This window comes from Pseudomonas sp. UBA6323, from assembly GCF_002439135.1.
GTDB lineage: Bacteria > Pseudomonadota > Gammaproteobacteria > Pseudomonadales > Pseudomonadaceae > Aquipseudomonas.
Window position 1 is genome coordinate 31,823 of record NZ_DJSX01000045.1, and the last position, 22,600, is coordinate 54,422.

The window sequence follows — 22,600 nt, forward strand, 5'->3', positions numbered from 1 at the left end:
TATTGCTGCCGGCAGTTCCGGCAAAGGAGTCTTCCATGTCGTTCAATATCGGTCTCAGTGGTCTGCGTGCGGCAACCAGCGACCTCAATGTCACCGGCAACAACATTGCCAACGCCGGCACGGCAGGCTTCAAGCAGTCGCGTGCCGAGTTCGCCGATGTTTATGCGGCGTCGGTGCTGGGCACTGGCTCCAATCCGCAGGGCAGTGGCGTCTTGCTGGGCAACGTCTCGCAGTTGTTCAATCAGGGCAACATCAACTACACGCAGAACGCGCTGGACCTGGCCATCAACGGCAATGGCTTTTTCGTGACCAGTAACGGTGGGGATATTGGCTATACCCGCGCAGGTTACTTCGGTACGGATCGCGACGGCTACATCGTCAACAATTTCGGTTATCGCCTGCAGGGTTATGCTTCGGATGCCGACGGTAACATCGTCAGTGGTGTAGCCAGTGACCTGAGAGTGCAGTCGGGCAATCAGGAGCCCAAGGCGACCACCGCGCTGAATCAGAATATCAACCTGAATTCGACTCTGGCTTCGCCGAGTGCCTGGCAGACGGCCTACGACTCGCATCTGGCAACCAACCCGGGTGATGCGGATGGTGCGCTGGCAGCCGCGAATGCCACCTTCAATCCTACCGACCCGACGTCCTACAACTCGTCGACCTCGGTGAATATCTATGATAGTCAGGGTAATGCGCACACGCTGACTCAATACTTCGTCAAGACTGGTGCCAATACCTGGGACATGAAGGTTCTGGTGGACGGGCGTAACCCGGATGACCCGAGCCTGACGACGCCGTCGCAGGTTACCCTGCAGTTTGATGCTGCCGGCAAGCTGGATCTGACGGCATTGAACGCTTCTACGCCGACGGGCTTCAGCATTACCAATGGCATGATCGGTCTCGACAGTTGGGTGCCGGCGAGCTCCGACGGCGGTACGCCGCCAGTCTGGTCGCCCAATGGTGCCACTGCCAACCCGGAAGGTATCAGCATAGATCTGCGCTCGGCGACCCAGTTCGCCAGTTCCTTCGCGGTCAACAGTGTCAGCCAGGACGGCTATACCACCGGCCAGTTAGCGGGGCTGGAAATTGACGATACCGGGGTGATATTCGCGCGTTACACCAACGGCCAGTCCAAGGTGCAAGGGCAGGTGGTGCTGGCCAACTTCGCCAACGTGCAGGGCCTGACCCCGGTGGGTAAGACCGGCTGGGCGCAGTCGTTCGAGTCGGGTGAGCCGGTGATCGGTACGCCGCGCAGTAGTACCCTCGGCGCTCTGCAGGCGGGCGCGCTGGAAGATTCCAACGTCGAGCTGTCGGACCAGTTGGTGAACCTGATCGTGGCCCAGCGCAACTATCAGGCCAACGCCAAGACCATCGAGACCGAGAGCGCCATTACCCAGACCATCATCAACCTGCGTTGATGGTCGTGATCTGAGATGAAGCGGCAAGCCAAGCTTGCCGCTTTGCCGTTCAAAGGCCGGCAAAACCTCGCCGCCGGAATCTCATTGAATTTTCTCTTCTGGCTTAACTTCTTTTAAATCAGCAGCTTGCATTTATTTTTCGGGGTTGGCACAGCGCTTGCTTTAAAGCTTGCAAAGAGCCAAGGGCACGTCGCCCACTCGGAGAATTACCATGGACAAGATGCTGTACGTCTCCATGACCGGAGCGCAGAACAACACGCTGAGCCTGCGCGCCCATGCCAACAACCTGGCGAACGTTTCCACCTCGGGGTTCCGCCGGGATTTCGAGCAGGCGCGCTCCATGCCGCTGTTCGGTGAAAGCTATCCCGCGCGCGTGTTCGCCATGACCGAGCGGCCGGCCACGGACTTCCGTCCGGGGACGCTGCAGGAGACGGGGCGCGACATGGACGTGGCCATCGGCGGCAAAGGCTGGATCGCCGTACAGGCGCCCGATGGCAGCGAGGCTTACGTTCGCACCGCCAGTCTGAACATCGACGCGCTGGGCATGCTGCGCACCGGCAATGGTTTGCCGGTGATGGGCAACGCCGGGCCGATTGCCGTGCCGCCGGAGCAGAAGGTGGAGATCGGCCAGGACGGCACCATCAGCATTCGTGCCCTTGGCGAAAACCCCAATGTGCTGGCCGAGGTGGACCGCATCAAGCTGGTCAACCCTGATCCCAGAAGCATGGAGAAGGGCACCGATGGCCTGATCCGCGTCAAGGGTCAGCCTGAGGTCGAGGCCGACGCCACTGTTCAGGTGACGTCCGGTTTCCTCGAGGCGAGCAATGTCAATGCCGTCGAAGAGATGACCGCAATCCTTTCCCTGTCCCGTCAGTTCGAGCTGTCGGTGAAGATGATGCGCACCGCCGAGGACAACTCGTCGGCTATGGCGCGGGTTTTGCAGATTAGCTAATTATCAGCACGCGGCGCCGTAAAACCGGCGTCCGAGGAGAGACGATATGATTCCGGCACTGTGGGTCAGCAAGACCGGTTTGTCCGCCCAGGACATGAACCTGACCACCATTTCCAACAACCTGGCCAACGTCGCCACCACCGGCTTCAAGCGCGACCGTGCCGAGTTCGAGGATTTGCTGTACCAGATCCGTCGCCAGCCCGGTGGTCAGTCCAGCCAAGACAGCCAGTTGCCCTCCGGTTTGCAGCTCGGTACCGGTGTGCGCGTGGTGGGCACGCAGAAGATCTTCACCGCTGGCAGCCTACAGACTACAGAGCAGCCTTTGGATATGGCTGTAAATGGCCGTGGCTTCTTCCAGATTCTGCAGCCCGACGGCACCGTTTCCTACACCCGTGACGGCAGCTTCCATCTGAATTCCGACGGCCAGATCGTAACCTCTCAGGGTTTCGCGCTGGAGCCGGCGATCGTGCTGCCCAACGAAGTGCGCACCTTCACCGTCGCTGAAGATGGCACCGTCTCGGTGACCACGGCCGGTAACCCGCAGCCGCAGATCATCGGCAACATCCAGCTGGCTGACTTCGTCAACCCGGCCGGCCTCGAAGCGATCGGCAATAACCTGTTCCTGGAGACTGGCTCCAGTGGCGCGCCGCAGGTCGGCAACCCGGGCCTCAATGGCCTCGGCACTACACTGCAGAACACCCTGGAAAACTCCAACGTCAGCGTTGTCGAGGAGTTGGTGAACATGATCACCACCCAGCGCGCTTATGAAATGAATTCCAAGGTGATTTCCACCGCCGACCAGATGTTGTCCTTCGTGACGCAGAACCTCTGATCCTTTTTGACTCCGTTGTGAACGCCGCGAGGTAGTGGTTATGAACCGGCAAATGCTTTGTTTCCCCCTGTTGGCTGGCGTGCTGCTCAGCAGCGGCTGCGTGGCGCCGACAGCCAAGCCGGATGATCCCTATTACGCGCCGGTATTGCCGCGCACGCCGCTGCCGGCCGCGCAGAACAACGGCTCGATCTATCAGGCAGGTTTCGAAAATGGCCTGTATGACGACCGCAAGGCCTTCCGCATTGGTGACATCATCACCATCACGCTCAATGAGCGCACTCAGGCCAGCAAGAATGCCAACAGCAATATCCAGAAGGACAGTAGCGCCAACCTGGGCGTGACCTCTTTGTTTGGTTCGACTCCTTCGGCCACCAACCCGTTGACGGGCGGCAACATGAACCTTGGCGCCCAGTTCAATGGCGAGCGAGAGGCCAGTGGCTCCGGCCAGGCAGGGCAGAGCAACAGCCTGTCCGGGTCGATCACCGTGACCGTCGCCGAAGTGCTGCCCAACGGCATCCTCGCCGTGCGCGGCGAGAAATGGATGACGCTCAATACCGGTGATGAGCTGGTGCGTATCTCCGGTCTGGTACGCGCTGACGATATCGCCACCGACAACACCGTGGCCTCTACCCGCGTTGCCGATGCGCGCATCACTTATTCCGGCACCGGCGCCTTCGCCGATGCCAGCCAGCCTGGCTGGTTGAGCCGTTTCTTCGTCAGCCCACTGTGGCCGTTCTGATCGGGGTGTAATCGATGAAATCCTGGCTGACTCATTCTCCATCCTCGCTGCTCAACCGCCTTGCCGGCTGGTATGCGCGAGTCACTGCGACGGGCTCCGCGCGCAAGGCCTTTGCGGTGGCCTCGACTGCCAAGCGAAGTGCGCGTGTTCATGGCGTCGAGTCAGCACAGGTCGGCGCGTGCCGCCGCCAGTTCGCCGTCGCCCATCGCGGCTACCGTCACCGCGGTGCCAACGACTGGTTGCTGCTGGCGACCATGCTCGGGTGCATGCTGCTGAGCCTGCCGACCCAGGCCGAGCGCCTGAAGGATCTGGCCTCGATCCAGGGCGTGCGCAGTAACCAGCTGATCGGCTACGGCCTGGTCGTTGGCCTCAACGGCAGTGGCGACCAGACCACCCAGACCCCGTTCACCGTGCAGACCTTCAACAACATGCTGGCGCAGTTCGGCATCAAGGTGCCGCCGGGCGGCAATGTGCAGCTGAAGAACGTCGCGGCCGTGTCGGTGCACGCCGATCTGCCGGCCTTCGCCAAGCCGGGTCAGACCATCGACATCACCATTTCCTCCATCGGTAACGCCAAGAGCCTGCGTGGCGGCAGCCTGCTGATGACGCCGCTCAAGGGCATCGACGGCAACGTCTACGCCATCGCCCAGGGCAACCTGGTGGTCGGTGGTTTCGATGCCAGCGGCGCCGATGGTTCGCGCATCACCGTCAACGTACCCTCCGCCGGTCGTATCCCCGGCGGCGCCACCGTGGAGCGCCCGGTGCCGAGCGGTTTCGATCAGGGCAACTACCTGACCCTGAACCTCAATCGTCCGGATTTCACCACGGCGAAGAACATCGTCGACCAGATCAACGACCTACTCGGCCCGGGGGTCGCCCAGGCCATCGATGGCGGTTCGATCCGCGTCAGCGCGCCGCTCGATCCCAATCAGCGCGTCGACTATCTATCGATCCTGGAGAACCTGCAGGTCGAGGCCGGCAAGGCGGTGGCCAAGGTCATCATCAACTCGCGTACCGGCACCATCGTCATCGGCCAGGACGTCAAGGTGCAGCCTGCCGCCGTCACCCACGGCAGCCTGACCGTGACCATCACCGAGGACCCCATCGTCAGCCAGCCCGAAGCGCTGTCCGGTGGGCAGACGGCAGTAGTGCCGCGCTCGCGCGTGGGCGCCGAGGAAGAGGCCAAGCCGATGTTCAAGTTCGGCCCCGGCACCAGTCTCGACGAGATCGTGCGTGCGGTTAACCAGGTGGGCGCGGCGCCTTCCGACCTGATGGCCATCCTGGAGGCGCTCAAGCAGGCCGGCGCTCTGCAGGCTGACCTGATCGTGATTTAAAGAGGCACAGCGTATGGACTCCCGACTCTCTGCAGGTCTGCTCGGTAACGGCAAAAGCCCGATCGACAGCGGTGCCTTCACTGATCTCAATCGCCTCAACCAGTTCAAGGTGGGCGGCGACACCGAGCAGAACATCCGCAAGGTCGCTCAGGAGTTCGAATCGCTGTTCATGAACGAAATGCTCAAGGCCATGCGTTCGGCCAACGCCGCGTTCGGCGAGGGCAACTTCATGAACAGCAACGAGAGCAAGACCTACCAGGACATGCATGACCAGCAACTGGCCGTGACCCTTTCCAAGGAAGGGCGCGGCATCGGTCTGGCCGACGTGCTGGTGCGGCAGATGTCGAAGATCAAGCAGCCGTCGAGTCGCCCCAATCCCTTCGCGCAGATCGAGCAGCCCGCTGCTGCGTCCGCTGAAGCCAAGGCCGACAAGGTTGCCAGCAGCGAAGGTTTCCGCGATGACGTCGCGCTGCTCAATCGTCGCCGCCTGGCCGTACCGGGCAAGTTGGCCGATCGGCTGCTGGCCGGCATCGTGCCGTCGGCCGGGGAAGGTGAGGGCAAGGCGCTGGCAGGCAATGACTGGATTCCGGCCCAGGCCAGTGCTGCACCTAACGGCAAGGCATTGAGCCTGGCGAACGCCGATGCCCTGACGGGCCGTCGTATCGCTCAGCCGCCACTGGCACCGGGCAAGGCTGCGTTCAGCTCGCCGCAGGAGTTCGTCGCAACCATGTTGCCGATGGCGGAAGCCGCTGCCGAGAAAATTGGCGTCGACCCGCGTTATCTGGTGGCTCAGGCTGCACTGGAGACTGGTTGGGGCAAATCGATTATCCGTACTGGTGATGGTCAGAGCAGCCATAACCTGTTCGGTATCAAATCTCACAACAGTTGGGATGGCGAGTCGGCCCGGGTGCTGACGACCGAATACAAGGGCGGCAAGGCCGTCAAGGAAGCGGCCAACTTCCGCGCCTACGACTCCTACGCGCAGAGCTTCGATGACTACGTAAGCTTCCTGCAGAACAACGGTCGCTATGAAAAGGCGCTGAACAGCACCGAGAACCCCGAGCGCTTCGTCAAGGAGCTGCAGCAGGCCGGTTATGCCACCGACCCGCAGTATGCGCGCAAGATCTCGCAGATCGCCCGCAAGATGCAGACCTATCAGGCCATCGCCGCTGCCGATAGCGCCACCACAAGGACTTGAGATTGAATCATGGCTGACCTACTGAACATCGGTTTGTCGGGGCTGACGGCCAGCAAGACGCAACTCAGCGTCACCGGACACAACATTACCAACGTCAATACACCGGGTTTCAGCCGCCAGGACGCCGTGCAGTCGACTCGCACGCCGCAGTTCAGTGGTGCCGGCTTCATCGGTTCGGGCACCACGCTGACCGACGTGCGCCGCACCTACAGCGAGTTTCTGACTACCCAGTTGCGCAGCAGCACCTCGCTGGCCAATGACGTTGCCGCCTACAAGAGCCAGATCGACCAGCTCGATGCCCTGCTGGCCGGCACCACCACCGGCGTCACACCGTCGCTGCAGCAGTTCTTCTCGGCGCTGCAGACCGCAGCCGAAGACCCCTCGAACATTCCTGCGCGGCAACTGGTGCTGTCCGAGGCAGAGGGGTTGGCACGGCGCTTCAACACGGTCTACGACCGCCTCAACGAGCAGAACGACTTCGCCAACAAGCAAATGGTGGCGGTGGCTGATCAGGTCAATCGTCTGGCCGGCTCGGTTGCCAGCCTCAATGAGGCGATTGCGGTGGCTTCGGCCAATGGCGCGGCGCCAAACGACCTGCTCGATGCCCGTGACGAAGCCATTCGCCAGCTTTCCAGCTACATCGGCGTCACCGTGGTGGCGCAGAGCGATGGCTCGCAGAACGTCTTCATTGGCAGCGGCCAGCCGCTGGTGGTGGGTGCGTCAGCGAGCACCTTGCAGGTGGTGCCAGGGCAGGATGACCCTAACCGTTTCGAGGTGCAGTTCATCAGTGGCGGTTCGCGCCAGACCATCACCTCGCAAGTAGCCGGTGGTGAGCTGGGCGGGCTGATCCGCTACCGTGAAGAGGCACTGGATACCACCTTCAATGCTCTGGGGCGTCTGGCCCTGGCGATTACCGATCAGGTCAATACGCAGCTCGCTCAGGGGTTGGATCTCAAGGGGCAGGTCGGTGCTGCACTGTTTGGCGACTACAACGAACCCGCCTTGGCGGCATTGCGCGTGCAGGCCAATTCGGACAACGACATGAGCGTCAGCGCTCAGCCGCTGCTCAACATCACCGACACCACGGTGCTGACCACCAGCGACTACCGCCTGGAGTTCGATGGCACCAGCTACAAGGCTCGGCGCCTGAGCGACAACGAGATTCTCACGATCAACGAGAACCCGCCGGGCACCCTCAGCTTCACCGATAGCAAGGGGCGCGATCAGGGCTTCCAGGTCGAGCTGGGCAGCCCGGCGCCAGCGGAGGGCGACAGCTTTCTGCTGCAGCCAACCCGGCGCGGTGCTACCGATATCCAGGCGGTGCTCAAGCAGGCCGACGAGCTGGCCTTTGCCGCACCGGTGCGCGCCGAGAGCAACTCGCAGAACCGCGGCAGCGGCAGTATCAGCCAGCCAGAACTGGTCTCCGAGCTGAATCTGGGCGGTTTGCCCGGAGCCTTGCCGCTGAGCCTGACCTTCGATGCCGCGGCAGGGAATTTTAGCGTGCCAGCCGGTGCGACGCTGACCCGCATCAATCCCAGCGATGGCTCGCCCGCCACGCCTGCTACCTTCGTGCCCGGCCAGGAAAATCGCTACGAGTTGGCCCTGGCCGATGGCAGCCGTGTGCATTTCAGCCTGACGGGGCGGCCGGAGGAGGGCGATACCTTCAGCGTGGCGTTCAATGACAAGGGCGTATCCGACAACCGCAATGCCTTGAAGCTGGCAGACCTGCAGTCGAAGGCCACGGTCGGCATCGACCCCGGCTCGCCGGGCACCACCGGTGTGACCTTCTCTGACGGTTATGGCGACCTGATCGAACGCGTCGGCACCCTGACGGCCCAGGCGCGCCAGGACAGCGAGGCGACCACCGCCATCCTCAAACAGGCCAACGACAACCGCGACTCACTGTCGGCCGTCAACCTCGACGAAGAGGCGGCCAACCTGATCAAATTCCAACAGTATTACCAGGCATCGGCACAGACCATTCAAGTTGCACGCGATCTGTTCGATACCCTGCTTGGTGCCTTCAGGTAAGGGCCGAGGCTTCATCCAGGCTGGCTTGGCGCAGCCTAATCCGGCGCAGGTGAGTGCTCTGCGTCCCCGATAGATTTTCACTGGCGGTCATTGACGCTCCGCCGGCCGAGCGAGGCAGCTTATGCGTATTTCCACCGTCCAGGCGTTCAATAACGGTGTAAACGGTTTGCAGCGTAACTACGCCAACCTCATCCGCACCCAGGAACAGATCAGTACCGGCAACCGCATCCTCACCCCGGCGGACGACCCGGTGGCCTCGGTGCGCCTGCTGCAGCTCGAGCAGCAGCAGGCCGTGCTGAAGCAGTACAACGCCAATCTCAATGCCGCGCAAAACAGCCTGACTCAGGAAGAGAGCACACTGGTTGCCGTGGAGAATGTGCTGCAGCGGGTGCGTGAGCTGACCATTCGCGCCGGTAATGGCTCGCTTAATCAGGAGGATCGCCAATCCATCGCCGCCGAGCTGGCCGAGCGTGAGGATGAGTTGCTGAGCCTGATGAACACCCGTAATGCCCGCGGCGAATACCTGTTTGCCGGTTTTCAGGGCAAGACCCAGCCGTTTGTACGGCAGCCCGATGGTTCCTACGCCTACACCGGTGATGACGGTCAGCGTCAGGTGCAGATAGCCAGCTCGCTGGAGCTGCCTATCAGCGACAGTGGCCGGGCGATATTCGGCAGCGGCCTGAACGCTGCGCGCCTGACCGTGGACATTGCCGACGGCACTATCAGTGGGTTGCTGGTGCAGGACGAGGTTTCCTACGGCAGCTTTCCAGATGGTGGTTTCAGTATCAGCTTCGATGCCGGCGATCCGCTCAATTACACCCTCACGCCGAGTGATGGCAGTCCGGCGATTAGCGGGCGGCTGAGCGAGGGCAAGGACACGGCGTTGACTTACCAGGGCGTCAGTTTTTACGTCAATGGCACGCCGGCTCCCGGTTCCAGCTACACGGTGACCGGGCCGGACCCTGCCGCGAACATGACGGATGATCCTCAGGTGCGGGTCAACCCGTTGAATGTCATTGCCGACTTGCGCCAGGTTCTGGAGAGCTCCACCGATGGTCGTGAGATTCGTGATGCCGTTTCCCTGTCGATCGCCAATCTGGATGCCAGCATGGATGCCGTGGATCAGGGCCGCGGGCAGATAGGCGCACGCATGAATGTCGTGAGTTCGACCCTGGCCGACAACGAGAACGTCGCACTGGTCAATCAGGCGACTCAGGCCGAGCTACGTGAGCTGGATTACCCTGAGGCGTTGTCGCGCCTGTCGCTGCAGTCAACGGTCCTAGAGGCCGCGCAGCAAAGTTATGTACGCATCGCCAACCTGTCGTTGTTCAATCTCCTGTAACGCTGGCTCACATCCATGCCTGCTTGAGCGTGCAGGTCTGTGTGGCGTGATTGCCCTTCACCTGTTTGAATCGAGGAGTGTCCATGAGTCATGGCCAGCGCATCGGCTGCGCGATCATTACCTACAACCGCCCGGAAAGCCTGCTGCGCCTGTACGCCAGCATCCCGCGCGAGCAACTCGATTACTTCATCATCGTCAACGATGGCCAGGCCTTCCCCGAGTTCGCCGGGCTGCAGGTCGACGAATTTATCCAGCACGAAAACAACCTGGGTGTGGGGCGCTCGAAGAACGATGCCCTGCGTCGCATGCAGGAGCGTGGCATTGAGCACATTTTCCTGATTGAGGACGACATCTATCTGACCGACGACACCGTGTTCGACCGTTATATCGAGGCGGCCAGGGTGTCTGGAATCCAGCATTTCAACTACAGCCAGCATGGTGTGCACAACAAGACCGGTCCTGGGCGCCTGCCCAATCCCGCCGCCTTGGCGCGCTATGACGGCGTCGACGTCGCGTTCTACCCCTATTGCGTAGGGGCGTTTTCCTATTACTCCCACCATTGCCTGGCAACTGTAGGGTTGATGGATGAGGAATATTTCAACGCAATGGAGCACGTCGATCATACCTTACGTGTGATTCTCGCCGGCCTGCATCCTGCTTATTATTTCTTTGCCGATATCGGCGAGTCATGGCGTTATTTCGGTGAGGACGAGTGGTCGATCGAGCAAAGCACGATTAGCTCTCAGGCCAATCATTCTGAGCTTTACAACAAGGCCAAGGAGCTTTTTGTCCGCAAACACCACGACTTCATCGTGATGTGCCGGCCAGACTTTCAGGCGTTGCGCGCCTCGTTGGAGCGCATCATGCGTTTGAGCGGTCTGCTGGAGGCGCAGGAATCCTTTGGTGAACGGGTCGAATTGCATAGTCGCGACCTGCTGGACAATCTGGATGAGAGCGAGCGCCTGCGCCACTGGTTGGAGCGCCGCAAGCCGGTCAGCAGTCAGGTTCGGTTGATCGAACGCACGTTTGCAGAGCACGGCGGCGGGCCCTGTTTCGGTATCGTTGTCCTCGATCTGGCCGGCGACCTGACGGCTGTGGCCGAAACGCTGAAGAGCCTGGATGCTGATCGCAACCTCTATGGCAATACCCGCCTGGCGGTACTCAGCGCCCGACAGGTGCCAGCAGACTATTCCAGCGACGAACTTCGCTTCGTCCACATTCGGCCGGCAGGCTGGGTGGATGCGCTCAATGAGCTGCTCGGCAGCTTCCCCTGCGACTGGCTGATGCTGGTGCGGGCTGGCGATGAATTCGTGGCAGCGGGGCTGCAGACGCTGGCCTTGGAGCTTTTGGCAGCGCCAGACTGCGCTGCGGTGTATGGCGATGCGCTGTATCGCGATGCTCAGGGGAAGCTGGAGAGCGCCTTTCGTCCAGGCTTCAACCTTGACTATCTGCTCAGTCTGCCGCAGGTCATGTCGCGGCACTGGCTGCTGCGCCGTGACCGGCTGCTGGCCCTGGATGGCTTCGACCCACGATTCGGCGAGGCCGCGGAGCTGGACCTGATTCTGCGCCTCGTCGAGGCGGGGGGCATGGCCGACATCGGCCATGTGGACGAAGTGCTGCTGATCACGGGCCAGCCGTGCCTGGCCGACGCGCGGCAGGAGCAGGCGGCGATCCTTCGTCACCTGCATGCCAGGGGTTACTCTGCTGCCTCGGTCGAACCTACCCGCCCAGGCCACTATCGCGTGCGCTATGGGCATGACGCCCAGCCGTTGGTTTCCATACTGCTGGCTGCTCGTGGCCAGGTAGAGGACGTGAAGGCTTGCATCGAGTCGATCCTGGCGCACAGTCGGTATCCTTTCTATGAAATCCTGATCGCTGCGCAAGAAGATGCGGATAGCGCACTGAACGCCTGGCTGGAAGCAATGGATGGCTTGGGCGAGGCGCGCATGCGGGTCATCGAGGCGGTGCCAGGGGAGGAGGTGGCGGCGTTGCGCAACCGCCTGGCCACCTTGGCAAAGGGTGAATACCTGTTGTTCCTTGATGGCGGCGTGCGCATTACCCAGCCGGACTGGCTGGAGGGCCTGCTGGAACATGCCCAGCGTCCGGAGGTCGGCGCGGTGGCGCCGCGTCTGGACTACCCCAGCGGCGAGGTGCGTCATGCCGGCATCGTGCTGGGGTTGCGCGGTGCGGCAGGTGGCGCCTTCATTGGCGAGGCATCCGACGCCCCCGGCTACCTCTGGCGTTTGCAAGTGGTGCAGAACTACAGCGCGCTAGACTCGGCGTGCCTGATGCTGCCGCGGCAGCTCTTTCTGGATATCGAGGGTTTCGCTACCGAGCCGATGGACGAGCAATACCGGGCCGTGGATCTAGGGCTCAGGTTAGGACAGGGAGGTTATCTCAATGTGTGGACGCCGCATGTCCGTTTGCCCCGCTGGAGCCTGGCGGACCAGCCTGTCGCCCTCGAACAGGGCAAGCCGCTGCTGTTCGAGCGCTGGCTGCCACAGATCGCCCGTGACCCGGCCTACAACCAGAACCTGAGCCTGCAGGCCTTCGGCTTCGTGCCTGATTACCGCAAGACCCGTGAGTGGCAGGCCATCGGCCCGGCGTCGCTGCCCCGCGTGCTCTGTCACCCCTCCGACGCCAGCGGCTGCGGGCAGTACCGCATCCGCCAGCCTTTCCAGCACATGCAGGAGGCGCTGCTGGTCGACGGTGCCATCATCGCCGACCACTTGCCCTCCGCCGTGGAACTGGAACGCTTCTGCCCGGATGTCATCGTCTACCAGCGGCAGATTGGTGTGCAGGGGCTGTTGCAGCGCCAGGAGGGGCACCTGTTCAAGGGGGCCTTCCGCGTAGCTGACTGCGACGACTATGCTTTCGAGGTTCCGGAAAAGAGCCTGCACAAGAAACATGTGCCGCAGAACATTAGGGATCTCTTCAAGGTGTCCCTGTCCATGCTGGATCGCCTGGTGGTGTCCACCGGCCCGCTGGCGGAGGTTTTCGCCGGCTTGCATCCCGACATTCGTGTGCAGCCCAACTACCTGCCCCGTGCTTGGTGGGGAGAGCTGCGTGGTCGACGTCGGGCAGGTGGCAAGCCGCGGGTCGGCTGGGCTGGGGGGAGCAGCCACAGCGGTGATCTGGAAATGATCGCCGAGGTGGTGCGTACGCTGGCCGGCGAGGTGGAATGGGTCTTCATGGGCATGTGCCCCGATTCGCTGCAATCCTATGTGCACGAATTCCATCCGGGGGTCAGCATCGCCGATTATCCGAGTCGGCTCGCGGCCCTTGATCTCGACCTGGCCTTGGCCCCGCTGGAGGACAATCTATTCAACCGCTGCAAGACCAACCTGCGCCAGCTCGAATACGGTGCCTGCGGTTATCCAGTGGTGTGCAGCGACATTGATCCGTTCCGTGACAGTGGCCTGCCGGTGACTCTGGTACGCAACCGCACCGAAGACTGGCTGGAGGCGATCCGCATGCACCTGGCTGATCTGGATGCCACGGCCAAGGCGGGCGATGCGCTGCGTGAGGAGGTGTTGCGCGACTGGATGCTCGAAGGTGAGAACCTGCAGCGCTGGCGTCAGGTCTGGCTACCCTGAGCCCGTATATCATGGGGCGCGAAGTGTGGTGGCGGTATCATCTGCATTCTTCGGTAAGGGCCAATGCCATTCAGTTTAGCATCACGATCAGTGCTGGCTCGCCGCGGGAATGGTGGTGATAGGCCATGCGCTGGGATGATAATGATTGGGCATTCGGGGGCATCCCCACAAAGGCGGGAACCAAGACGCGGAAATAGTCATGATTTGGCGTTTTGCACCGGGGAATGAGGCGCACCATCATCGGTCTCAGGAGCCGATTTCTGGGGCGCCGGGCGTAACGGGCACGAGGGGCAAAAAAATATCAAAGAAGCGCTAAAGAATTGGCAGGCCGGTACGATAACCCTAATGAAAGCTCTCTAGGCCATCCCAGGCGGTTGCCAAGGCCGGGAGTCGTACAAGCCCACACCACGAGGTTCTCGTCATGGCTCTTACCGTCAACACTAACGTCGCTTCCCTGAACACCCAGCGTAACCTGAACAGCGCATCCAGCCAGCTCAGTACTTCCATGCAGCGTCTGTCCACCGGTTCGCGCATCAACAGTGCCAAGGACGACGCGGCCGGTCTGCAGATCGCTAACCGTATGACCCGCCAGATCAATGGCCTGAACGTCGCGGTACGCAACGCCAACGATGGTATCTCCATGGCGCAGACCGCCGAAGGCGCTCTGCAGGAATCGACCAACATCCTCCAGCGTATGCGCTCCCTGACCCTGCAGGCTGCCAACGGTAGCAACAACGCCGATGACCGTACTGCGTTGAACGAGGAAGTCGCTGCCCTGCAATCCGAGCTGGACCGTATTGCCAGTACCACCAGCTTCGGCACCGGTACCAAGCTGCTCGATGGCTCCTTCACTGGTGTCAGCTTCCAGGTCGGTGCTCAGGCCACTGCTGATGATGTGATCACTTTCAGCATTACAGGCACCACTGCGGGGTTCAGTGCTTCCGATCTGGGTGTGGACAGCGCAGCGGTAGACCTGACTGGCGTGACCGATCAGGCTAGCACCGAGTCTGCTCTTAGCGCCATCGACGCGGCCCTCGATGCCATCGACAGCACCCGCGCTGGCCTGGGTGCGGTGCAGAACCGCTTCCAGAATACCATCAACAACCTGCAGAATATCGCCGAGAACTCCGAGGCTTCGCGTGGCCGCATTATGGACACCGATTTCGCCGCGGAAACCGCAGCACTGACCAAGAACCAGGTGCTGCAGCAAGCGGGTACCGCGATTCTGGCTCAGGCCAACCAACTGCCGTCGGCAGTGCTGAGCCTGCTGCAATAAGCTAAAGTAGCGGTGATCAATAGCCGGCAGGGGTAGGCGAATGTGCCTGCCCCTGCTTTTGCCTTTTGGGAGGCATCTATGGAGATCGGAATTCACGCAGTCAGAAATACCGCCATCGCCATACAGGATGGCAGAGTCAAGGGCGGCAGTGCTGCGTCCGCGGCGCCGGGCGGCTTTGCTGGCGAGGCGTTGGCCACTTCCGCTGTGGTGCAGGATCAGTCGCCCGAAGTGCCCGCTGCGCAGGACTTGAGCGCTGCCATCACCTCCATTCGTGAAGCGGCCCAGTCGATCCATCGTGACCTGAATTTTACCCTGGACGAAGAAAGCGGCGCAGTCATCGTCAAGGTTGTCGACAGCAATGGCGAGCTGGTGCGGCAAATCCCCTCGGAAGATATTCTGCGCCTGCGTGGGCAGTTGGAAGAGGCGCGCAGCCTGCTGTTCAGCGCCAAAGCCTAAAGCATGAATGACTTGGCACGATTTTTGTCTTATAGCCTATAGCGGCCGGTTTGTGCCGGAATACTGTCGGAGGATGATGAAATGGCGACTATCACCAGCACGGGTATCGGTTCTGGCCTGAAAATCAACGAGCTCGTCAGCGCCATGGTCGATGCCCAGGCCGCTCCGAAAACCGCGCAGTTGGACCGGCTCAAGGCCAGTACCGACAGTACCATTTCCGCTTATGGTCAGCTCACCAATGCGCTGGAAGCCTTTACCGCCAGCCTGAAGGAAATCAACACCGCCTCGGCGTTTACCGGTCTCAAGGCCAGTAGCAGCAATGAGGCTCTGGCGAAGGTCACGGCCGGCAATGATGCGGTGGCCGGTACCTACCAGTTGAAGGTCACGCAATTGGCGAGTGCCTCAAGAGCCAGCAGCGGGGTGATTGCCAGTGGCCAGACGTTTTCGGCGGGAACGCTGAATGTCAGCATCGGCGACAAGCAGTCGGTGGCCGTCGAGATCGCCGAGGGCGCGACCCTGGAAGATGTGCGCCAGGCGATCAATACCCAGCTCAAGGATCATGGCATCACCGCCAATATCATGAGTAACCCCGGCAATCCGCAGGAGGGTTCGCGTCTGGTGCTGAGCAGCACGACCACGGGAGAGGGCAATGATATCCGCGTCGAGGGCGTGGGCGGCGGCCTGGCGGCCCTGAATGTCAATGATACCCAGGGCAGCTATCTGACAAGGGCTGCCAATGCCGAGTTCGAGCTCGATGGTGTTCAGCTCAGCAGCACGTCGAATACGGTAGAAGGGGCAGTCAGCGGCCTGACGTTCGAGCTGCTTCAGGTGACTCCGGAGGGCGAGGGCGCGGCAACAATCGGTGTGAGTGGCGATAAGGAGGGGCTGACCGAGTCGCTGCAAAAGTTTGTTGATGCCTACAACAAGCTGGTCACGGTCACCAATAATCTCACCAAGGTTACCACCACGGAGGGGGCGACCGAGACCAACGCCGCGGCACTGACCGGCGACTCCCTTGTGCGGGGCTTGAACAACATGCTGCGTGGTGAGCTCAACAAGGTTGTCGAAGGTGCTGGCGTGCAGTCGCTGTACGATCTGGGCATCAGTACGACGCGGACTGGGACGCTGGAAATCGACCAGGATCGCATGTCCGATGCCTTGGAGCAGAATGCGGATGCTCTGGTGAATTTCTTCACGGGTAAGGAAGGGCTGTTCTCGCGCCTGGAAAACCAGGTGAACGCGTACACCAAATACGACGGCATCATCCAGACGCAGACCAAGGCGCTGAACATGACTCTTGGTAACATCAGCAAGCAGCGTGAAGACCACGACATGCGCATGGCTGTGCTGGAAGCCTCGCTCTTATCCAAATTCAATGCCATGGATAATCTGGTCTATCAGCTCAACAGTACTGGCAACAGTCTGCTGTCGAGTCTGGATGCTCTGAACAAGTCGCTAGGCAAGAATTAATCGTTAGACGATGGGTGGGGTAATGAGCAAGCGGTCGATTGACACCTACAGGCAGATCAATGTGAGCCAGGAAGTCTCGCCGTATCGTGCGGTGCAGCTCCTGCTTGATGGCGCATTGCAGCGTTTGATGCTTGCTCGTCAGGCGCAGCAGGACGGCGATGTCGCGGTGCGTGGTGTGGCCGTGGGGCGCACCATTACCATCCTGGGTGCGCTGCAGGCTGCCTTGGACAAGGAGTTGGGTGGTGAAATCGCCGAGAATCTGGACGAACTGTACGGATACATGACCCGGCGCTTGAGTGCGGTTGCCTTGGACGATACCCCGCGTAGCCTGGATGAAGTGCAGGCGCTTTTGCGTCAGATCAAGGAGGCCTGGGATGCCATTGGCGAAGAGGTGGAGCCGCTGGGCGAGTGAATTTTGCAATAGCTAGCTAAAGCTTTGCTGGTCAGGGCCGATACCTGAGGTATCAGCCAAACAGTAGAGCGAGAGTAACGATGAATGCACTGGCCCTTAAGCAATACCAGGCCGTCAACATCAATGCCCAGGTCCTTGGCGCCAGCCCCCATGGTTTGATTCAGATGCTCATCGACGGCGGCCTGGCGCGCATCGCCCAGGCCCGTGGCGCGATGGAGCGGGGGCAGACGGAATTGAAGGGGGCGCTGATCACCAAAAGCATCGCCATCGTCGGTGGCCTGCGCGACGCGCTGGACCATGAGCAGGGCGGTGAGTTGGCGGCGAATCTGGAGCGTCTTTACGATTACATGAGTGCGCGCTTGCTGCAGGCCCACCGTGATAACGAGCCGGCCTTGCTTGAAGAAGTTGCGGGGTTGCTGCGTGAGATCAAGTCTGCGTGGGATGCGATTGCCCAATAACAGCGTTACACCGGAGGAGATGGGAATGAGTTCATCCGTCCAGCATTTACAAGCGACCGGTTCGGCCATGCGTGATGCATTGGTCAATCAGGACTGGGCCGCGATTGGCGAGCTCGATCTGCAGTGTCGAATGGCAGTCGAGGCGGCGATGTCCGACAGTCGTGACGAGGAAGAACTGCGCAGTGGCCTGGAAAATTTGCTGTCTCTGTATCGAGAGCTTGTGACCGTTTGTCAGGCTGAGCAACAACGCCTTGCCAGCGAGCTGGTACAGCTCAACCAATCCCGTCAGGGTGCCAAGGTTTATCAGCTTTTCGGCTGATTACTCTGCATTTACCGAGTTTAACCCGCAGGTTCGGCTCGGTTTTTGTCACGTCCCCGTTTTGGGTTTTCCTTCCTTTTATCCGCTCTCGTTACCCTCTTATTCCAGCAGGTGCTTAGCTGTCGCTATTGGCAGGCGAAAAAGTTACGTCATAAAATTGACTGGCTTCAATTTTTTGACTTTACTAGTGGCCAGTTGCCGGTGTGTGCCGAAGATCTGGCGCGCATTTCCCTCATTCCTCGAGTCAGACATACACAAGATGTGGCGTGAAACCAAAATCCTGCTGATCGATGACAATGCTGCGCGTCGCCACGAATTGGCGATCATTCTGAGTTTTCTCGGGGAAGAGCACCTGGCCTGTACCAGTCAGGACTGGCGCAGTGTGGTGGCCGAGCTTGATTCCAGCAGGGCGGTGCTCAGCGTCGTACTGGGCGATGTCGAGGCCAAGGGCGGCGCATTGGAGCTGACCAAGCAGATCGCTGGCTGGGATGAGTTTCTGCCGCTGTTGACGGTGGGCGACTCCAGCGTTGCCGACTGGCCGGAAGATCTACGCAGGCGCGTGCTGGCCAGTCTGGAGACGCCGCTGAGTTACAACAAGCTGCTCGATTCGCTGCACCGCGCTCAGGTCTATCGTGAGATGTACGACCAGGCGCGTGATCGCGGTCGGCAGCGCGAGCCCAATCTGTTCCGTAGTCTGGTTGGCACCAGTCGTGCCATTGGGCAAGTACGGCAGATGATGCAGCAGGTAGCTGATACCGAAGCCAGTGTGCTGATTCTCGGCGAGTCCGGGACCGGCAAGGAAGTGGTCGCGCGCAATCTGCATTACCACTCCAAGCGCCGTGAGGCGCCGTTCGTGCCGGTCAATTGCGGCGCCATTCCCGCCGAGTTGCTGGAGAGCGAGCTGTTCGGCCACGAGAAGGGCGCCTTCACCGGTGCTATCACCAGCCGGGCAGGGCGCTTCGAGCTGGCCAATGGCGGCACATTGTTTCTCGACGAGATCGGTGACATGCCCCTGCCGATGCAGGTGAAGCTGCTGCGCGTGCTGCAGGAGCGCACCTTCGAGCGCGTCGGCAGCAACAAGACCCAGAGCGCTGATGTGCGCATCATCGCGGCTACGCACAAGAACCTGGAGAAGATGATCGAGGACGGCAGCTTCCGCGAGGATCTGTACTACCGCCTCAACGTCTTCCCCATCGAGATGGCGCCGCTGCGCGAGCGTATCGAAGACATCCCGCTGCTGATGAACGAACTGATCTCGCGCATGGAGCACGAGAAGCGTGGCTCCATTCGCTTCAACTCGGCGGCCATCATGTCGCTTTGTCGCCATGACTGGGCGGGCAACGTGCGCGAGCTGGCGAACCTGGTGGAGCGCATGGCTATCATGCATCCCTACGGCGTGATCGGCGTGGGTGAGCTGCCGAAGAAATTCCGTCATGTCGATGACGAAGACGAGCAACTCGCGGCCAGTCTGCGCGATGAGATGGAAGAGCGCGCGGCGATCATGGCCGGTCTGCCGGGCCTCGATACGCCGGCCATGCTGCCGCCGGAAGGCCTGGACCTGAAGGACTACCTGGGCAACTTGGAACAGGGCCTGATCCAGCAGGCGTTGGACGATGCCGGTGGAGTGGTGGCGCGTGCTGCCGAGCGCTTGCGCATTCGTCGCACCACGCTGGTGGAGAAGATGCGCAAGTACGGCATGAGTCGTCGCGAAGAGGACGGCCAGGACGAGGATTGACTTGTCTGGTGTAGGGGCGCGCACTGGCTCATGGCATGACGCTGTAAAGCTGGCGCGCACTGTGCCCCACAGGAATTGTTGACGCAAAAGCCGGAGCTTTGACGCAAGCTCCGGCTTTGTTTTTTCAAGTCACTGATAAATAAAGATAAAAAAGTAGGCACGGGGATTGCTAAGACTCTTGTATCCGACCGTCTTCTGACGGTGCGTCGTATGAGAGAAGCAAATGGAAGCCAACCGTCGCCCTCCCGAGTCAGCTGAGCCAGGTGTATCTGCGCCGCTCGAACAAGCCAGCCGCGCAGGACTGGAGCAGGCCTTTGCCCTGTTCAATCAGATGTCCAACCAGCTCAGCGAGTCCTACAGTCTGCTCGAGGCCCGGGTCAATGAGCTGAAGGGGCAACTGGCGCTGGTCAGTGCCCAGCGCATGCAGGAACTCGCGGAGAAAGAGCGTCTGGCGCATCGCCTGCAAAGCCTGTTGGACCTGCTCCCCGGCGGTGTGATCGTCATCGACGGCCAGGGCGTCGTGCGGGAAGCCAATCCCGTGGCCCGTGCATTGCTCGGCCAGCCACTGGTGGGCATGCTCTGGCGACAGGTGATCGCCCGTAACTTTGCCCCGCGTGAAGACGATGGCCATGAAATCTCGATGCGCGATGGGCGTCGGCTGTCCATCGCGACCCGCTCCCTGCACGGCGAGCCGGGACAGCTTGTGCTTTTGACTGACCTGACAGAAACCCGACGCCTGCAGGATCAACTGTCTCGCCACGAACGTCTTTCGGCGCTGGGGCGGATGGTCGCTTCCCTGGCGCATCAGATCCGTACGCCGCTTTCCGCCGCGCTGCTGTATGCCAGCCATCTCAACGAGCAGGTGCTGCCGGCCGAGCAGCAACAGCGCTTCGCCGGGCGTTTGAAGGAGCGGTTGCACGAGCTGGAAAATCAGGTGCGCGACATGCTGATCTTCGCTCGTGGCGAGCTGCCGCTGCCGGATCGTCTTGCGCCGCCTGCCTTGTTCGATGCGTTGCGCGCGGCTGCCGATGCGCATGTGGGCGATATGGCCGTGCGCTGGCAGTGCGATGTGCAGGGCGGCGAACTGCTGTGCAACCGCGACACGCTGGTCGGCACTGTACTCAATTTGATCGATAACGCCATCCAGGCGGCCGGGCGCGATGCCCGCCTGAAGGTGCATCTGTATCGCCGCGATGGCCAGCTGCGCCTGTGTGTCAGCGACAACGGCCCCGGCATGAGCCGGGAAACCCTGGCGCGCCTGGGCGAACCCTTCTTTACCACCAAGACCACCGGAACCGGCCTCGGCCTGGCGGTGGTCAAGGCAGTGGCCCGCGCTCACCAGGGCCAGTTGCTGCTGCAATCGCGTGCGGGTCGTGGCACCTGCGCCATCGTTTCTCTGCCGCTGCAAGGTGCAGCGCCTCACTCGAATCAGGAGTAACCCATGGCTGCCAAAGTCCTGCTGGTTGAAGACGACCGCGCGCTGCGCGAAGCCCTGGCCGATACCCTGTGCCTGGGCAGGCATGATTACCGGGCGGTCGACTGCGCCGAGGCGGCGCTGGTTGCGCTGACCGAGGAGTCGTTCGGGCTGGTGGTCAGTGACGTCAATATGCCGGGTATGGACGGGCACCAACTGCTGGCGCAGATTCGTGATCGCTACCCGCAATTGCCGGTATTGCTGATGACGGCTTTCGGTGCGGTGGAGCGTGCAGTGGATGCCATTCGTCAGGGTGCGGCCGATTATCTGGTCAAGCCGTTCGAGCCGCGTACGTTGCTCGAACTGGTGGCCAAACATGCTCTTGGCAAGCTGCCGGCAAGTGATCGTGACGGTCCGGTGGCGCTGGAGCCGGCCAGCCTGCAGTTGCTCGAGCTGGCCGCGCGCGTTGCGCAGAGTGACTCGACGGTGATGATCACCGGCGAGTCCGGCACCGGCAAGGAGGTGCTGGCGCGCTATATCCATCAGCAATCGCCACGCGCATCCGGTCCGTTCATCGCCATCAACTGTGCGGCGATTCCCGACAACATGCTCGAGGCCACATTGTTCGGCCATGAGAAGGGCGCATTCACTGGCGCGGTCACCGCTCAGCCCGGCAAATTCGAGCTGGCTGACGGCGGCACCATTCTGCTCGATGAAATTTCAGAAATGCCGCTGGGGCTGCAGGCCAAGCTGCTGCGGGTACTGCAGGAGCGCGAGGTTGAGCGGGTCGGCGCACGCAAGCCGATCAATCTGGACATTCGCGTGCTGGCCACCAGCAACCGTGACCTGGCCAGCGAAGTGGCGGCCGGACGCTTCCGTGAAGACCTTTACTATCGCCTGTCGGTATTCCCGCTGGCCTGGCGTCCGCTGCGTGAACGCCCTGCCGATATTCTGCCGCTGGCCGAGCGGCTGCTGGCCAAGCACGTCAAAAAAATGAATCAGACGCCGGTGCGCCTGTCGGATTCCGCCGCGCAAAGCCTGGTGCAGCACCAGTGGCCGGGTAACGTGCGTGAACTGGATAACGCCATTCAGCGCGCCTTGATTCTGCAGCAGGGTGGGGTGATTCAGGCGCAGGATCTCTGCCTGCATGCGCCTATCGGCCAAACGGTGCAGAGCGCAGCGCCGCGTCTCGCCGTCGTGCCGAGCGTTGCACCGCCTTTGTCGCAGCCGGTCGAGGTTGCCAGTGCCGCCGACTCCAGTGCGCTGGGCGATGACCTGCGTCGCCGCGAGTTTCAGGTGATCATCGACACCCTGCGCGCCGAGCGTGGCCGTCGCAAGGAAGCTGCCGAGCGTCTGGGTATCAGTCCGCGGACGCTGCGCTACAAGCTGGCGCAGATGCGCGATGCGGGTATGGATGTGGAGGCCTATCTGTACGCCAGTTGATCGTCGTGCAATCGGCGAAAAGCTTCGCGGACAAGTCCGCTCCCACGGGGGTGCGCTGCCGATTCCTTCTGAGGGGGGAGAGTAGCGAGCCCGTATGCGGGCCAGGTTGTCGGGTGAATCTAATTTCATCCCGGTCATGAGCTGGCTACTTGTGGGAGCGGACTTGTCCGCG

At 61.4% G+C, this 22,600-nt stretch carries 18 protein-coding genes; all 18 read left to right on the forward strand.

The features are described from left to right. Window positions 1–35: 35 nt before the first annotated feature. The 18 genes from flgE (at window position 36) to fleR (ending at window position 22,428) form a co-directional block, all read left to right on the forward strand. Window positions 36–1,421 (forward strand): flagellar hook protein FlgE, encoded by a 1,386-nt coding sequence (gene flgE, locus B3P22_RS10430; RefSeq protein ID WP_296270930.1) that lies wholly within the window; start codon window positions 36–38, stop codon window positions 1,419–1,421. 211 nt (window positions 1,422–1,632) lie between these two features. After that, window positions 1,633–2,373, forward strand: coding sequence for a flagellar basal body rod protein FlgF (locus tag B3P22_RS10435; protein WP_296270931.1), 741 nt, complete (start codon window positions 1,633–1,635; stop codon window positions 2,371–2,373). Between the two features lie 46 nt (window positions 2,374–2,419). Next, window positions 2,420–3,205: a flagellar basal-body rod protein FlgG gene (flgG, locus tag B3P22_RS10440; protein ID WP_296270932.1), complete on the forward strand. Its 786-nt coding sequence runs from the start codon at window positions 2,420–2,422 to the stop codon at window positions 3,203–3,205. 40 nt (window positions 3,206–3,245) lie between these two features. Beyond that, window positions 3,246–3,944, forward strand: a complete 699-nt coding sequence (gene flgH, locus B3P22_RS10445) for a flagellar basal body L-ring protein FlgH (RefSeq protein ID WP_419096428.1) — start codon at window positions 3,246–3,248, stop codon at window positions 3,942–3,944. Window positions 3,945–4,198: 254 nt separating this feature from the next. Next, entirely contained in the window at window positions 4,199–5,278 is a 1,080-nt protein-coding gene (locus B3P22_RS10450) for a flagellar basal body P-ring protein FlgI (RefSeq protein ID WP_296270961.1), read from the forward strand. A 13-nt stretch (window positions 5,279–5,291) separates the two neighbouring features. Then, window positions 5,292–6,476 (forward strand): flagellar assembly peptidoglycan hydrolase FlgJ, encoded by a 1,185-nt coding sequence (flgJ, locus tag B3P22_RS10455; protein WP_296270934.1) that lies wholly within the window; start codon window positions 5,292–5,294, stop codon window positions 6,474–6,476. A gap of 9 nt (window positions 6,477–6,485) precedes the next feature. Further along, a complete protein-coding gene (gene flgK, locus B3P22_RS10460; protein ID WP_296270935.1) occupies window positions 6,486–8,507 on the forward strand; it encodes a flagellar hook-associated protein FlgK in 2,022 nt (673 codons plus the stop codon). 121 nt (window positions 8,508–8,628) lie between these two features. Continuing rightward, on the forward strand, window positions 8,629–9,849 hold the full coding sequence (gene flgL / locus B3P22_RS10465) for a flagellar hook-associated protein FlgL (protein ID WP_296270936.1): 1,221 nt from the start codon (window positions 8,629–8,631) through the stop codon (window positions 9,847–9,849). An 83-nt stretch (window positions 9,850–9,932) separates the two neighbouring features. Further along, entirely contained in the window at window positions 9,933–13,445 is a 3,513-nt protein-coding gene (locus B3P22_RS10470; RefSeq protein WP_296270937.1) for a glycosyltransferase, read from the forward strand. Between the two features lie 421 nt (window positions 13,446–13,866). Next, window positions 13,867–14,721: a flagellin domain-containing protein gene (locus B3P22_RS10475; RefSeq protein WP_296270938.1), complete on the forward strand. Its 855-nt coding sequence runs from the start codon at window positions 13,867–13,869 to the stop codon at window positions 14,719–14,721. 78 nt (window positions 14,722–14,799) lie between these two features. Continuing rightward, window positions 14,800–15,177 carry a flagellar protein FlaG gene (locus tag B3P22_RS10480; protein WP_296270939.1) on the forward strand — a complete coding sequence of 126 codons (378 nt, stop codon included), beginning with the start codon at window positions 14,800–14,802 and terminating at the stop codon, window positions 15,175–15,177. Between the two features lie 81 nt (window positions 15,178–15,258). After that, window positions 15,259–16,647: a flagellar filament capping protein FliD gene (fliD, locus tag B3P22_RS10485; protein WP_296270940.1), complete on the forward strand. Its 1,389-nt coding sequence runs from the start codon at window positions 15,259–15,261 to the stop codon at window positions 16,645–16,647. Window positions 16,648–16,669: 22 nt separating this feature from the next. After that, entirely contained in the window at window positions 16,670–17,059 is a 390-nt protein-coding gene (fliS, locus tag B3P22_RS10490) for a flagellar export chaperone FliS (RefSeq protein WP_296270941.1), read from the forward strand. Between the two features lie 80 nt (window positions 17,060–17,139). Further along, on the forward strand, window positions 17,140–17,517 hold the full coding sequence (gene fliS, locus B3P22_RS10495) for a flagellar export chaperone FliS (RefSeq protein ID WP_296270942.1): 378 nt from the start codon (window positions 17,140–17,142) through the stop codon (window positions 17,515–17,517). A 25-nt stretch (window positions 17,518–17,542) separates the two neighbouring features. Beyond that, a complete protein-coding gene (gene fliT / locus B3P22_RS10500) occupies window positions 17,543–17,836 on the forward strand; it encodes a flagellar protein FliT (protein ID WP_296270943.1) in 294 nt (97 codons plus the stop codon). A gap of 259 nt (window positions 17,837–18,095) precedes the next feature. After that, window positions 18,096–19,571: a sigma-54-dependent transcriptional regulator gene (locus B3P22_RS10505; RefSeq protein ID WP_296270944.1), complete on the forward strand. Its 1,476-nt coding sequence runs from the start codon at window positions 18,096–18,098 to the stop codon at window positions 19,569–19,571. A gap of 223 nt (window positions 19,572–19,794) precedes the next feature. Continuing rightward, entirely contained in the window at window positions 19,795–21,009 is a 1,215-nt protein-coding gene (locus tag B3P22_RS10510) for a sensor histidine kinase (RefSeq protein WP_296270945.1), read from the forward strand. 3 nt (window positions 21,010–21,012) lie between these two features. Next, window positions 21,013–22,428, forward strand: coding sequence for a sigma-54-dependent response regulator transcription factor FleR (fleR, locus tag B3P22_RS10515; RefSeq protein ID WP_296270946.1), 1,416 nt, complete (start codon window positions 21,013–21,015; stop codon window positions 22,426–22,428). Window positions 22,429–22,600 lie beyond the last annotated feature (172 nt).

Excerpts from the sequence above, each read along its gene's own strand:
- flgE (WP_296270930.1), top strand. The coding sequence starts at position 36 with ATGTCGTTCAATATCGGTCTCAGTGGTCTGCGTGCGGCAACCAGCGAC.
- B3P22_RS10435 (WP_296270931.1), top strand. The coding sequence starts at position 1,633 with ATGGACAAGATGCTGTACGTCTCCATGACCGGAGCGCAGAACAACACG.
- flgG (WP_296270932.1), top strand. The coding sequence starts at position 2,420 with ATGATTCCGGCACTGTGGGTCAGCAAGACCGGTTTGTCCGCCCAGGAC.
- flgH (WP_419096428.1), top strand. The coding sequence starts at position 3,246 with ATGAACCGGCAAATGCTTTGTTTCCCCCTGTTGGCTGGCGTGCTGCTC.
- B3P22_RS10450 (WP_296270961.1), top strand. The coding sequence starts at position 4,199 with ATGCTCGGGTGCATGCTGCTGAGCCTGCCGACCCAGGCCGAGCGCCTG.
- flgJ (WP_296270934.1), top strand. The coding sequence starts at position 5,292 with ATGGACTCCCGACTCTCTGCAGGTCTGCTCGGTAACGGCAAAAGCCCG.
- flgK (WP_296270935.1), top strand. The coding sequence starts at position 6,486 with ATGGCTGACCTACTGAACATCGGTTTGTCGGGGCTGACGGCCAGCAAG.
- flgL (WP_296270936.1), top strand. The coding sequence starts at position 8,629 with ATGCGTATTTCCACCGTCCAGGCGTTCAATAACGGTGTAAACGGTTTG.
- B3P22_RS10470 (WP_296270937.1), top strand. The coding sequence starts at position 9,933 with ATGAGTCATGGCCAGCGCATCGGCTGCGCGATCATTACCTACAACCGC.
- B3P22_RS10475 (WP_296270938.1), top strand. The coding sequence starts at position 13,867 with ATGGCTCTTACCGTCAACACTAACGTCGCTTCCCTGAACACCCAGCGT.
- B3P22_RS10480 (WP_296270939.1), top strand. The coding sequence starts at position 14,800 with ATGGAGATCGGAATTCACGCAGTCAGAAATACCGCCATCGCCATACAG.
- fliD (WP_296270940.1), top strand. The coding sequence starts at position 15,259 with ATGGCGACTATCACCAGCACGGGTATCGGTTCTGGCCTGAAAATCAAC.
- fliS (WP_296270941.1), top strand. The coding sequence starts at position 16,670 with ATGAGCAAGCGGTCGATTGACACCTACAGGCAGATCAATGTGAGCCAG.
- fliS (WP_296270942.1), top strand. The coding sequence starts at position 17,140 with ATGAATGCACTGGCCCTTAAGCAATACCAGGCCGTCAACATCAATGCC.
- fliT (WP_296270943.1), top strand. The coding sequence starts at position 17,543 with ATGAGTTCATCCGTCCAGCATTTACAAGCGACCGGTTCGGCCATGCGT.
- B3P22_RS10505 (WP_296270944.1), top strand. The coding sequence starts at position 18,096 with ATGTGGCGTGAAACCAAAATCCTGCTGATCGATGACAATGCTGCGCGT.
- B3P22_RS10510 (WP_296270945.1), top strand. The coding sequence starts at position 19,795 with ATGGAAGCCAACCGTCGCCCTCCCGAGTCAGCTGAGCCAGGTGTATCT.
- fleR (WP_296270946.1), top strand. The coding sequence starts at position 21,013 with ATGGCTGCCAAAGTCCTGCTGGTTGAAGACGACCGCGCGCTGCGCGAA.